This is a genomic window from Pseudomonas typographi (assembly GCF_014694385.1).
Taxonomy (GTDB): Bacteria; Pseudomonadota; Gammaproteobacteria; order Pseudomonadales; family Pseudomonadaceae; genus Aquipseudomonas; species Aquipseudomonas typographi.
Genome location: NZ_JAAOCA010000024.1, coordinates 24,223 through 35,800, shown reverse-complemented (window position 1 = coordinate 35,800; position 11,578 = coordinate 24,223). Strand labels below are relative to the sequence as shown.

12 protein-coding genes are annotated in these 11,578 nt (G+C 63.4%); 4 read left to right on the top strand and 8 right to left on the bottom strand.

The window, feature by feature from the left end; genetic code table 11:
* The first annotated feature begins 146 nt into the window (after positions 1-146).
* The gene (locus HAQ05_RS18520; protein WP_190423209.1) at positions 147-434 is read left to right on the top strand and encodes a DUF1652 domain-containing protein; all 288 of its coding nucleotides are present in this window, start codon (positions 147-149) and stop codon (positions 432-434) included.
* Here HAQ05_RS18520 and HAQ05_RS18515 read toward each other — a convergent pair.
* From HAQ05_RS18515 to HAQ05_RS18500, 5 genes are all read right to left on the bottom strand, one after another.
* Entirely contained in the window at positions 425-790 is a 366-nt protein-coding gene (locus tag HAQ05_RS18515; RefSeq protein ID WP_190423207.1) for an NUDIX hydrolase, read from the bottom strand. The two genes, HAQ05_RS18520 and HAQ05_RS18515, sit on opposite strands and share 10 nt — an antisense overlap.
* 102 nt (positions 791-892) lie before the next feature.
* Complete coding sequence (locus HAQ05_RS18510) at positions 893-1,627, bottom strand: substrate-binding periplasmic protein (protein ID WP_190423205.1); 735 nt, start codon at positions 1,625-1,627, stop codon at positions 893-895.
* Between the two features lie 7 nt (positions 1,628-1,634).
* Entirely contained in the window at positions 1,635-2,231 is a 597-nt protein-coding gene (locus tag HAQ05_RS28755) for a GGDEF domain-containing protein (RefSeq protein WP_238936549.1), read from the bottom strand.
* On the bottom strand, positions 2,189-2,926 hold the full coding sequence (locus HAQ05_RS28750; RefSeq protein WP_238936548.1) for a hypothetical protein: 738 nt from the start codon (positions 2,924-2,926) through the stop codon (positions 2,189-2,191). The genes HAQ05_RS28755 and HAQ05_RS28750 overlap by 43 nt, the downstream gene beginning before the upstream one ends.
* Positions 2,923-3,684, bottom strand: coding sequence for a substrate-binding periplasmic protein (locus tag HAQ05_RS18500; protein WP_190423203.1), 762 nt, complete (start codon positions 3,682-3,684; stop codon positions 2,923-2,925). Before HAQ05_RS18500 ends, HAQ05_RS28750 begins: the two co-directional genes overlap by 4 nt.
* A gap of 208 nt (positions 3,685-3,892) precedes the next feature.
* On the opposite strand from HAQ05_RS18500, the gene HAQ05_RS18495 reads away from it, so the two are divergent.
* Both HAQ05_RS18495 and HAQ05_RS18490 read left to right on the top strand, forming a co-directional pair.
* Positions 3,893-5,278: an ATP-binding protein gene (locus tag HAQ05_RS18495; protein WP_190423201.1), complete on the top strand. Its 1,386-nt coding sequence runs from the start codon at positions 3,893-3,895 to the stop codon at positions 5,276-5,278.
* On the top strand, positions 5,275-5,943 hold the full coding sequence (locus tag HAQ05_RS18490) for a response regulator (protein ID WP_190423199.1): 669 nt from the start codon (positions 5,275-5,277) through the stop codon (positions 5,941-5,943). Before HAQ05_RS18495 ends, HAQ05_RS18490 begins: the two co-directional genes overlap by 4 nt.
* Positions 5,944-6,145: 202 nt before the next feature.
* On the opposite strand, the gene egtB is transcribed toward HAQ05_RS18490, so the two are convergent.
* Both egtB and HAQ05_RS18480 read right to left on the bottom strand, forming a co-directional pair.
* Complete coding sequence (egtB, locus tag HAQ05_RS18485) at positions 6,146-8,338, bottom strand: ergothioneine biosynthesis protein EgtB (RefSeq protein WP_190423197.1); 2,193 nt, start codon at positions 8,336-8,338, stop codon at positions 6,146-6,148.
* Between the two features lie 235 nt (positions 8,339-8,573).
* Positions 8,574-8,999, bottom strand: coding sequence for a DUF1810 domain-containing protein (locus HAQ05_RS18480; RefSeq protein WP_190423195.1), 426 nt, complete (start codon positions 8,997-8,999; stop codon positions 8,574-8,576).
* A gap of 135 nt (positions 9,000-9,134) precedes the next feature.
* Between HAQ05_RS18480 and HAQ05_RS18475 the strand changes: the two genes are divergently transcribed.
* The gene (locus HAQ05_RS18475; RefSeq protein ID WP_190423193.1) at positions 9,135-10,034 is read left to right on the top strand and encodes a DUF72 domain-containing protein; all 900 of its coding nucleotides are present in this window, start codon (positions 9,135-9,137) and stop codon (positions 10,032-10,034) included.
* Positions 10,035-10,040: 6 nt separating this feature from the next.
* Here HAQ05_RS18475 and HAQ05_RS18470 read toward each other — a convergent pair whose 3' ends face one another.
* Positions 10,041-11,390 carry a cation:proton antiporter gene (locus HAQ05_RS18470; RefSeq protein ID WP_190423191.1) on the bottom strand — a complete coding sequence of 450 codons (1,350 nt, stop codon included), beginning with the start codon at positions 11,388-11,390 and terminating at the stop codon, positions 10,041-10,043.
* Positions 11,391-11,578: the final 188 nt, after the last annotated feature.

The window sequence follows — 11,578 nt, the reverse complement described above, 5'->3', positions numbered from 1 at the left end:
TACACGAAGCGGCACCACAATTGCAGACCATTGCGATGCTCGCGGGCAGATGACGGGAGCTTGACGCGCAGCACGTCGGCGGGGCGGAACAGCTTCGCCAGTGTAGGCGTCTATTGAACATTGGATAACCGATTTGGAGAGCGCTTGTGATACCCAACGCTGAACTGCGCCGCATCATCGAATCGAGCTTTCGGCCCCTGGCCTGTAGTTGCCAGATGCACCCGGGTGGGAGCATGACGGTAGAAGTATGGGACCCCGCCACCGGGCAAGTAGACTTGCTCGCCGTCGGCTTGCCGATTGGTGAGCTGGTCAATATACGGGCAGTCAACAATTTAGTGGCGGAACTGCGTGGGGAGCTAAAGGCCAACCAGGAATGGTTCGAGCGCAGCCACCGCCAGGACGGCAAGCCGAGTGCGCTGCGTAATCAGGCCTGATCGCGCAGCAGTTCGAGCACGGCTTTGTTAAGGTCCTTTTTGGCCAGTTCCGCGGTGCTGAACCAGCGGCAGTCGGCGATCTCGTTGCAGGCCCGCGGCACTTGGCTGACGTCGATCACCGTTTCGAACACGTGGTGGCGCGTGCGCTGTAGGTCCCGCAGCGCTACATAGCCCAAGTTGTGGGCAGCCAGGCCGGTTTCTTCGCTGAGTTCGCGCACTGCCGCTTGCGCGGGGGTTTCGTTGGCTTCAACTTTGCCACCGGGCAGGTTCCATTTGGACTTGGGCTTACGCACGAAGAGGATTTTCTCATCCTGCCGGCAAATGATCGTCGCCCGGTGCTTGATGTTTTTTCCCATGTTCCACTGCCTGCCTTCTCACCTGCGTGTGCGGGTAAGGCTACGTTGTCATAAAATCGTAATAAATGACAAGCAGGAACGATGCCAGTTCGCCATCCATGCTCAGGGTTCATCGCGAAGCAGCGGCGCAATAGCGCCCTCAGCCTGTAGCGCATTGAACGCTGCTGTCACTTTGACTACCACCTCGTTGGGCGTGTTCCGGCTTAAGGCGATATAGAGCGCGGCGGCGATTTCGTCGAGCGACAGCACCGCTTGCACCTGGTCGCACGCCACCTGTTCCACGTCACAGCGGCGCTGGACCTCGCTGGGGCTCATGGCGGCGATCTGCACCTGGCCACCGAGCAGGCGGCGAAATGTTTCGCTGTTATCGGCGGTTTCCACCAGGCGGGTAAACCCATTGGCCAGTAGATAATGCTCGCGTATGTCATCGCGCACCACGGCGATGCTGTAGTCGCGAGCATCGGCCAGGGCCTTGAACGGCAGGGCGGCGTTGCTGCGTAACCGATAGAGGGTCGGTACGGTGCGTGCGAATTCACCCACCCAATGAAACGAACGCTCCCGCGCGGGCGTGCGGACGATCGGGAAGATCACCACGTTCGGTTGGCCCAACGCCAAGTCGTAGGCGCGGGCCCATGGGTATATCGCCAATTGGTAGTCGGTGATGCCCGCCCGCGCCAGCACCGCCTTGACCACCCGAACCGCCGGGCCTTGGATCTGCCCGTCGCGAACGTAAGCGTAAGAGGACTCTTCGGTCACCCCCAGCAACGGGGCAGCCAATAAGGTGGCGCTGGCACAGAGGCCGAGCACCAGGCCCAAGCAGCGAAACAGTAAGCGCATGGCGACCTCAACCGGGCCATTGGCCAACGCGGTCCCGGCCGGCGCCTTTAGCGCGATACAGGGCGTGGTCGGCGCGTTGTAGCAATTGATCGAAACTGGCCAGTTCAACGTCGAACTGCGCGATGCCGATGGACATCGTTACCCAGGGCGAGATGGGTGAGCCGGTATGGGGCAAGCGCCGTTGCGCCAGGCTTTCGCGCAGGCGTTCGGCGGCTTGCCGTGCCTGTTCGGCGTTGGTACCCGGCAGTAGCACCGCGAACTCTTCGCCACCGAGCCGCGCGACCACCTCACCGGTCCCAGAAAAATGCTGCGCCAGCAAGTGGGCGACCTGGCGCAGGCAGTCGTCGCCATGGGCATGGCCGTAAGTGTCGTTGTAACGCTTGAAAAAATCCACGTCGCACATCAATACCGCCAGCGGCAGGCCGCCACGCATGGCCCGGCGAAATTCCTGCTCCTTGATCTCGTCGAACTGGCGGCGGTTGGCCAGGCCGGTCAGTGGGTCATGGCGGGCTAGCCGCTCCAGCCGCTGGTTCGCCTCGCGCAGTTCGGCGGTGCGCTGGGCTACCTGCTCGGCCAGCCGATGGCGTTCCAGGTACTCGGCCATGTTCGCTTGCAGCGCGTTGATGCGCCCTCGAGCAAATCCAGCTCGTCGTTACGTCGTTTCGGCCTGGCCAAGCGCAACCGTTGGCCAAGGTTATCCGGGCCAAGTTCGCCCAGGTGCCGGGCGATATGCTTTACGTGCACCGTGACCAAGCGGTTGAACATCGCCATGATCAACCCGGCCAATGCCAGCGACTGCACCAACTGGGTCAGCAAAATGCTCACCATCTCTCGCCACAAGCGCCGGCGCAGCAGGGCGGGGTCACCTTCCAATGTCAGCGAGCCTACCACTTCACGCGCACCGGGGTAGGGCGCTACCGCCAGTTCGCGCACCAGTACCGGCGCCGGGCCCACCGCCGAAAACCCTTCGCGGCGGCGCTCGATCACTTCATCGGCGCGGCCCGGCCGGGGGATGTTCAGCAGCAACCGGCCCACCGGGGCGGCCTGGGCAGCACTATCGAGTTGGGTATCGAGGTTGTCGTGGTCCAGCTCCCAGATGGCCTTAGCCAGTGGGCCTTGGAATACCTGGTCGATCAGCGCCAATTCCGAATCCATCGTGGCCAGGCCGTTGGCCCAGGCATGCCAACTGCGCAGGGCCACCGTAGCGAGGCTGAACAGCAAGCAAAACGACAGGGTGGCCAACACCAAGCGCCGGCCCAATGGCTGGGCAAGTGCAGGGGGCAGGGTGTTCACATTCATAACCACTTGCGGGCGATAGCATCGTAAGTGCCGTCCTCACGCACCTGCCTGAGCGCTTTACGAAAGCGCTCGACCCACTCGGCAGAGGTTTGTGGGCTGAATGCCATGTACAGGCCGTCTTTACCGCCCAATTCAGGCAGCGCCAGTGCCGGGGTGATCTCCTTGGCCGGGTCATCGCCCAACTCACGCACGATGTAGTTGGCATTGAGTTCGTTGGAAATCCACAGGTCGACATGGCCGCGCTTGAGTTTCTGGTAGTCCAGCTCGTAGCGGGTGCTCGACTGCAGCGCCTGGCCCAGGGCGAAACCGTGGGCGACCAGGTACTGTTCGCCGGCGTCTTGGTTAACCGTCGCCACCTGATAGCGTTTAGCATCATTGAGGTCGTTTAGCTCGATCGGCCGGCTGCTGGCGCTGTACAGGTACCAGCGCGACGGGGCGATACTGCCCACCCATTGGAAGAGTTTTTCGCGCTGCGGCGTGCGCGCGATGGAATAGATCAGTACGTCGCTCTGGTGCTGGGCCACGTCATAGGCACGGGCCCAGGGCATTACCTGGATCGGCACCTGTAGCCCGAGGCGTGCCAGCACTGCTTGGACCACTTCAGTGCTCATGCCGGTTACTTGGCCGTTCGCCGTCATGTTGTATGGCGGCAGTTCCTCGGTCACCACCTGCAACGGCGCGGCGGCCAGCGTGCTGTGCCATACGGCCAGGGCGAGCAGTGGCACCATGAGGAGCGTGCGCATGAACAACTGTGGCATCGTCGTGACTCCCAGGCGTACCGTCACAAGCCGACCACGCCGGCCTGCAAAGGCTGTATCGGCCTATCCCATGGCGGCTTGAGCGCAGCATGGCAAATCGCCGAAGCTTTTTGAAGCAAATGTGCAGCTAATGTGGAGTTTCCTGGCGGTGGCTTGCCAGCGTGGGCCACTCACGGGCCAAATAAGCCAGCCATTTGCCGAGCGCACCATGAGCATCAGCCTTTCCCGCAAAGTTTTCTTGGCCGTACAGGCACTGTGCACTGTCGTGGTGCTGGCCATGGGCGTCGCGGCGTACCTATCATTCAACCTAGGGTTTCTCGGTTACCTCAACGAGCAAGCGGTGGAGCGGATGATGCAAAGCTTGCCGCGCATCGAACAGGCGTATGCCGAACAGGGTAGCTGGGCATTCCTCACGCAAGAGCCGGGCAGCACGTGGTTCCATTTGATGCGCCCCGAAGCGGCCGGCGGTGAACGGTTCGAGCCTCGGCGCCCGCCGGTGTCGGACCTGACCGGGGCGTTCTTGCGCGTGACGCTGCTCGATGCCGACAAACGTTACCTGGCAGGTTATGCCGGGTACGGCGCCAACCCAGTGTTGCGGCCGGTCCAGGTACATGGCCAGGTGGTGGGCTGGCTGGCGATGACGCCTTTTGAAACGGTCAGCGCGGTCGGCGACCAGCGTTTTCACAGCAACCAAGTGCGCTCTGGGCTGCTGGTGGGGTTGCTGTGTGTGTTGTTGTCGGCGGTGATCGCCGGCTGGTTCACCCGCGCGCTGCTACGCCCGGTACAGCGGGTGGCCAGGGCAACCCGGCAACTGGCCGAAGGTGACTTGCAGGTACAGGTGCCCATCACCGGCAACGACGAAGTGGCGCAACTGGCGCGGGATTTCAACCATATGGCGCAGGCGTTGGCGCGTAACGAACAGCAACGCCGCGACTTCATGGCCGACATCTCCCACGAACTGCGTACCCCCCTGGCGGTGCTGCGCGCCGAGCTGGAAGCCATCGAAGACGGCATTCGCCAGGTCAATGCCGGCTCGCTGGCTTCGTTGCAGGGCGAGGTGGGGGCGCTGACCAAGCTGGTCGATGACCTTTACGAGTTGTCGTTGGCAGAGGTGGGCGGCCCCAGTTATCGCCACGACCCACTGGACCTCGGCGAGTTGGCCACGGATGCCGCCAGTGCCTGGCAGGGGCGTTTGGCCGAGCACGGCCTGGCGCTGGCGATCGAGGTGCAGCCGTTGCCCATCGTCGGTGATGAGCGACGCTTGGCCCAGGTGCTGTATAACCTGCTGGAAAACAGCCTGCGTTATACCGACCCCGGTGGCGCGGTGCGTTGGCGCGCCTACCGTGAGGGGCGCTGGGCGTGCCTGGCGTGCGAAGACGCCGCGCCCGGGGTGCCGGTAGCCGAGCAGGAACGCTTGTTCGAGCGCTTTTACCGCTTGGAGGCCTCGCGTAATCGCGGCAGCGGGGGCGCCGGGCTGGGCTTGGCCATTTGCCGGGCGATCGTCGAAGTGCATGGCGGGCACTTGCGCGCGTGGCCCTCGCCGTTGGGTGGGTTGGGCCTGACCCTGCAATTGCCGTTGGAGCAGCAAGCATGAGTGGCCAGCGCATCCTGGTGGTAGAAGACGAGCCGAAACTGGCGTCGCTGTTGGTCGACTACCTGCAGGCTGCCGGTTATGAGGTGGAGCATGTGGCCAATGGCTTGGCCGTGGTGCCGCTGTTTCGAGCGCGCGAGCATGGGTTGATACTGCTCGACCTGATGCTGCCGGGCCAGGACGGCTTGCAGGTGTGCCGCGCCCTGCGTGCGTTCAGCCGGGTGCCGGTGATCATGGTCACTGCCCGGGTGGACGAGGTCGACCGTTTGCTGGGTTTGGAAATCGGTGCCGATGACTACATCTGCAAGCCGTTCAGCCCGCGTGAAGTGGTGGCCCGGGTCAAGGCCGTGTTGCGCAGGTTCGAGCCCGTAGCGCAGCCGCCGGCCGGGCTGCAACTCGCCCCCGCCAGCTACCGTGCTACTTACAACGGCAAGCTGCTGGAGTTGACACCAGTGGAATTCCGTCTGTTGGCGGCCCTGGCCGCGCTACCCGGGCAAGTGATGTCGCGAGATCAGTTGATGAACCATCTCTATGACGACCACCGCGTAGTGACCGACCGTACGGTGGATAGCCACGTGAAAAACCTGCGGCGCAAGCTCGACTGCGCCGCACCCGGCCGCGACCTGGTACGGTCGATCTATGGGGTGGGGTATTGCCTTGAACCCTAGCCGGTTGTTTCAGAAGTTTGCTGCACAATGTTGGCGATACCTTTTGCCGCCGCGCCGCGTCGCCGTTCCTCTGCCGATAACCCAACGCACGCGCCAATGCTTGTACTCACTGTTGAGCCACCGGGCCCTGTGGGAATATCTCGGGCGAAGGTGAGGCGTGGCGAAAAGCGGCGAAGACGCAGGCCGGGGGGCCTAGGCACCTTTAACGCAGTACAAACATCCCCACCTGCGGCTGTTCGCTTAACCACTGGCCGCTGACCTTCCAGCCTGCTTGCGCGGCCAGGGCCATAACCCGCTCCACGCTGAACTTGTGCGAGTTCTCGCTGTGCAGGCTCTCGCCAGCGGCGAAGTGGAATGCCTGGCCGCCTATGCGCACGGTTTGCGCGGTACGCGCGACCAGGTGCATTTCTACTCGCTCGTGCCGGGCATTCCAACGGGCCTGATGGTCGAAGGCGGGCAAGTCGAAATTCGCGCCCAACTCACGGTTGATGCGCGCCAGCAGGTTCTTGTTGAACGCAGCCGTTACGCCAGCCGCGTCGTTGTACGCAGCCAGCAACGGCGCCAGCGGCTTAAGCATATCGACCCCAAGAATGAAACAAGCCTGGCGGCCGAGCAACTGGCGCGCCCCGCGCAAAAAGGCCACCGCCTCGGTGTGGCTGAAGTTGCCCAGCGTGGAACCGGGAAAGAACCCTACCCTTGGCCGTTCGCCCAACGCCGCCGGCAACTGCAAGGCATGGGTGAAGTCTTCTACCACCGGCACCAGTTGCAGGCGCGGGTAACGCCTGCGCAGGGCTTGGCAGGCGCCGTCCACCGCGCTTTGGCTGATATCGATGGGCACGTAAGCGCCGATCTGCGGGGCGGCATCCAGCAGCCGTTGGGTTTTGTCGCTGGCACCGCTACCAAACTCGACGAGGGCGGCATCGGTGGGGATGACCGCCGCCAGCTCCGGCATAATGCGCCCCAGCAGCGCCATCTCGGCGCGGGTGGGGTAGTACTCGGGTAGGCGGCAGATGTCTTCGAACAGCCGGGAGCCGGCGGCGTCGTAGAAGTATTTAGGCGCCAACGCCTTGGGGCTGGCGGCCAGGCCCGCAAGTACGTCACGGTGAAACTGCGCATGGGGTGCCAACGCGGTGCTGGTGCCGACCGGGTGCAGGTTGGCCGGGCGCGCGTCCCGGGCCAAGCGCAGGCCACTGCGGGCCCAGCGCGCCGAGGGCGGGAAAAAATTGCGGTACGTTAACCGGGCATGCTCTGCCGGGGTGAACTGGCAACCGCCACGCAGCACGAATTGGTTGCACATGAACTTGCCATTGTACTCACCCACCGCGCTGGGCGCGGCCTTGAACCCGGGGTAGGCGCTGTAGGCGCTTTGCGTCCATTGCCAGGCGACGTCATCGCGCTGTTCCAACAACCCTGCCGCCGCGGCAACTTCCCATTCGGCTTCGGTGGGCAGGCGTGCATCGGCCCATTGGGCAAAAGCATTGGCTTCGTAATAGCTTAGGTGGCTGACGGGTTCGTCTGGGTGCAACGGTTGCAGGCCGCGCAGGGTCATCTGCGCCCAGCCGGCAGGCGAGTGTGCAGGCTGCTCCGGTAGCCGTTGCCAGTACAGCGGTGCTTGCCAACCTTGCCCTTGTACCGTTGCCCAGCCCTCCGACAGCCACAGCCCGGGGCTGGTATAACCGCCGGCGGCCATGAATTCCAGCCATTGGCCGTTGGTTACCAGCCGGTCGCTGATTTCGAACGGCGCCACATAGGCTTTGTGCCGTGGGCCTTCGTTGTCGAAGGCAAAACCTTCTGCGTTATGGCCCAACTCTACCAGCCCGCCGGCTTGGTGGCGCCAGCGCCCACGGCGGCCCGCCGGGTCCGTGGGCCACGTGGCATCGAAGGCGGGCTTGAGCGGGCTGAGGCTGAACAGGTGCAGCACGTCCATCAAGATCAGCTCTTGGTGCTGTTGCTCGTGCTGCAGGCCTAACTCCAGCAGGGCCAGGGTGTGCTCCGGCAGTGCGGTGTCGAGCAGGCGCGCCATATGGGTATCGACGTATTGCCGGTAGGCCATCACTTGGTCTAGCCCCGGGCGGGTCATGAGCCCGCGCTGCGGCCTGGGTTGGCGCGGCCCTACGGCTTCGTAATAGGAGTTGAACAGGTAGCCAAAGATCGGATCGAACGGCGTATAACCGGGCAGCAAGGGTGCCAGCAGAAAGGTTTCGTAGAACCAACTGGTATGCCCCAGGTGCCATTTGGTGGGGCTGGCATCGGCCATCGATTGGGCGCACATGTCTTCGGCCGTTAAATGGGCAGCGAGCCGTTCGCTGTGTTGGCGAATGCGCTGGTAGCGTACGCCAAGTTCATGGCGCGGCGAGGGGGAGCCCTTCAGGGCTTTGGGCGAAGGGTTGATCATCGGCAAGCTCCAGCGATGCCGCCAGCGGTGGCGGCCAGGTGGACAGTAAAGGGGGAGGCGCTAATGGGGGGGCTCAGCGGTTCGCACACGCTTTGCCCGGTTAAGGTCGGTGCCGGGCAAGGCGCTTCGGCGAGCCGTGGCACGGCTATGCCGGCCAAGGCCAACGCCGCTTGGCAGCCACAGGTACTGGCGAAAAGGTGCAGCCCGCGTTTGATACACCAGGCCAGGTTCATGGTCAGGCCCGCAGTGCGAACAGCGTGCGCGCATCCGGCGCGCCTTGATAGAAGCATGCCAGCACTTGCTCGAAAGGGGCTTGTGGCGGCGCGCAACGGGCAAAAAGCGTCATCGATGAGTGCAGTTTCAAGGCATCTATATTGCCCAAGATAGTGACTGCGGGCCGCCCAGCGTGCGCCAGCAATGCCTCGCTACAGGCAATGAGGCGGGGGCCTAGCAGCGGGTGCGCCAGGTACGCCTGGGCATGGGCCGCGCCGCTGATCGCGTAGCGCCGGGCCATGTCACTGCGGCCAAGGCCGTCTATCTGGGGAAAGATGAACCACATCCAGTGGCTGCGTTTTTGCCCCGCCTGCAGCTCTGCCAACGCATGCTCATACACACCCTGTTGGGCGTCGATAAAGTGCTGCAGTGGGTATGGGTCCGCCATGGCAGTTGCCCTGCGCTTTGGTTATGAGCTTATAAGCATCCGTCAGCAGGCCGGGCGCCAAGTTCAAATCGGTTTGAACTGCACGGCCGAGCGGTCGGTCCACGCCGAACCAAGCATGGTGCGAGGAGGTAGCTGATGAGCAAGGTGCACGTAGGCATTTCGGGCTGGCGCTACGCGCCGTGGCGCGGAGTGTTCTATCCCAAAGGGCTAGCGCAGAAACACGAACTGCGGTATGCCGCGCGAGCGGTGTCGGCCATCGAGATCAACGGCTCGTTTTATGCTCTGCAAACCCCCGAGCGTTACGCACAATGGTACGCCGACACCCCTGGCGGGTTCACCTTTACGGTCAAGGCGCCGCGGTACATCACCCACACCCGGCGGCTGAAGGATATCGAAACGCCGTTGGCGAACTTCTTCGCCTCGGGCGTGTTTGCCCTCAAAGAGAAGCTCGGCGCGTTTTTGTGGCAATTCCCGCCTAACTTTCAGTTCGACCCCGAGCGCTTCGAGGCGTTTTTGGCGCGCCTGCCGCGCCGAGGCGATCAGGCTTTGGCAATCGCGCGCCAGTGCGAGGCGCGCATGCACGCCGTAGGCTGGGATGCGATCGCGCCCAGGCAGGTGCTGCGCCACGCGGTAGAAGTCCGCCACGAGAGCTTCGCCTGCGCCGAGTTCGCCGAGATGCTTCGCCGCCATGGCGTGGCATGGGTGGTGGCTGACACCGCCGGCAAGTGGCCCTACGCCGAAGACCTCACAGCCGATTTCGTGTACATGCGCTTGCACGGCGACGCCAAACTCTACGAAAGCGGTTACTCGCAGGCGGCACTGGACCGTTGGCAACAGCGCATCGAGTGCTGGGCGGCCGGCCGGCAGGTGCCCGGTGCGCGGCAGCTAAGCCCGCGGCAGCCGAGGCCACGCAAGGCGCGCACGGTGTTCTGCTTTTTCGATAACGATGTGAAAGTGCACGCACCCGCCGACGCCCGCGCTTTGGCCGCCGCGCTGGGAATCGGCAAACCACTGCCAGACCCCAAGGCGTTGTAGCGGTGGTTATGTACCGGCGCGCTCGGTACGGCGCCGATAGTGGTCGAGCAAGGGTTGCACGCTCAACCCATGGACCACGATGCTCAGGCCCACCACCGTTAATGTCAGTGGCACCACTACCTGCGTCGCTGCACTGGGCAAATGGTGGTTAAGGGCAAAGCACAGGTAGTACAACGAACCGATGCCGCGGATGCCGAACCAGCCCAGTAACGCCCGCTGGTGGCTACTGAGCAGGCGCCGGCTGCCCCCCAGCAGCCACACCATCAGCGGGCGGATCACACAGAACAGCGCCGCACCCAGTATCACCGCCGGCCAGGCCCAATAGCGCCAGAGCAGGGCGCCGAGCAAGGTGATCAGGGCCACTTCCATGGCACGCTCCACCAAGCTGCCGAAGGCCAGCATGTCACCCATCATCACCCCCGCGGCCAACTGGGGTTTTTCAAGTGTGTCGACGTCCGCCACGGTCGCTTCCTCGACAGGTTTTTCATGATGGCCGAGTACCGGTTGGGTCAAATGCTCGGAGGGTACTTCGGAGTCCGACAGCCGCGCTTCGGCTTGGCGAACCCCAAGGCCCGCGGCGAACACCGCGAGAAACGCGTAGGCATCGAGGGCGTAAGCCACCACGTAGGCCACCGCGATCAACGCCAGGGCCAAGAAGTCGTTGGGCGATAGCGTGCTGTCGTCATGGCGCACCCGCAGGTTGATCATCCAATAGCCGATCAACCAGCCCAAGCCATAGCCTGTGCCCAGGCCCACCGGCACTGCCCAAAGTACATCGCGCAACAGCCAGCCAGTCAGCCATTGGCTGTCCCAGCCGCCGTGTTCGATCAGCAGCAGGCTCAGTAGCACAAAGGGGAACGCCGTGCCGTCGTTGAGCCCGGCCTCACCCGACAAGCCAAAGCGCAGGCGGTCGGCGTCTTGGGCACTGCTGACTTGTACCATGTTGGCCAGCACCGGATCGGTGGGCGCGAGCATGGCCCCCACCAGCAGTGCCAGCCCCCAATCCAGGCCGAGAAGGTAATGCGCCACCGCCGCTACGCCGAATATGCTGGCGATCATCACCGGCCCCGCCAGGCAATAGGCCGCTCGCCAGGCGCTGCGTTGAAACCCCAGGCGCAGTTTGATGCCCGTGCCGAACAACGAAAACAACACAGCTACCTCTGCCAGGCGCTCCAACCAGGGGCTGGCGCTGACGATCTCAAGGTTGACCAAGCCCAACCCGGCTGGCCCGATGGCAAAACCAAATGCCAGGCACACCGCTGAGGTGGTGACCGGCAGCCAGCGTAAATAGGCCGAGGCCAACGCAAGCATCAATAGCAGCACGCCCATTACACTCAGGCATAGAATAAAACTCATGGGGACGCTTCTTCGGCTAAACAGTGCTGGTTGGACTACACCGGTATGTGCAAAGTTGAACCGAAGATACTGTTTACCGCGCTAAAGTTCGTGATGCCGTGGTTTGACCTCCATTTTTTACGCAAACCATTGTAAGCTCTGTGCCCTTAATCATTTTTCTAGCGGGTGCGCGCTGGCGGTGCGCTCGC

Excerpts from the sequence above, each read along its gene's own strand:
- HAQ05_RS18515 (WP_190423207.1), bottom strand. The coding sequence starts at position 790 with ATGGGAAAAAACATCAAGCACCGGGCGACGATCATTTGCCGGCAGGAT.
- HAQ05_RS18510 (WP_190423205.1), bottom strand. The coding sequence starts at position 1,627 with ATGCGCTTACTGTTTCGCTGCTTGGGCCTGGTGCTCGGCCTCTGTGCC.
- HAQ05_RS28755 (WP_238936549.1), bottom strand. The coding sequence starts at position 2,231 with ATGGCCGAGTACCTGGAACGCCATCGGCTGGCCGAGCAGGTAGCCCAG.
- HAQ05_RS28750 (WP_238936548.1), bottom strand. The coding sequence starts at position 2,926 with ATGAATGTGAACACCCTGCCCCCTGCACTTGCCCAGCCATTGGGCCGG.
- HAQ05_RS18500 (WP_190423203.1), bottom strand. The coding sequence starts at position 3,684 with ATGCCACAGTTGTTCATGCGCACGCTCCTCATGGTGCCACTGCTCGCC.
- HAQ05_RS18495 (WP_190423201.1), top strand. The coding sequence starts at position 3,893 with ATGAGCATCAGCCTTTCCCGCAAAGTTTTCTTGGCCGTACAGGCACTG.
- HAQ05_RS18490 (WP_190423199.1), top strand. The coding sequence starts at position 5,275 with ATGAGTGGCCAGCGCATCCTGGTGGTAGAAGACGAGCCGAAACTGGCG.
- egtB (WP_190423197.1), bottom strand. The coding sequence starts at position 8,338 with ATGATCAACCCTTCGCCCAAAGCCCTGAAGGGCTCCCCCTCGCCGCGC.
- HAQ05_RS18480 (WP_190423195.1), bottom strand. The coding sequence starts at position 8,999 with ATGGCGGACCCATACCCACTGCAGCACTTTATCGACGCCCAACAGGGT.
- HAQ05_RS18475 (WP_190423193.1), top strand. The coding sequence starts at position 9,135 with ATGAGCAAGGTGCACGTAGGCATTTCGGGCTGGCGCTACGCGCCGTGG.
- HAQ05_RS18470 (WP_190423191.1), bottom strand. The coding sequence starts at position 11,390 with ATGAGTTTTATTCTATGCCTGAGTGTAATGGGCGTGCTGCTATTGATG.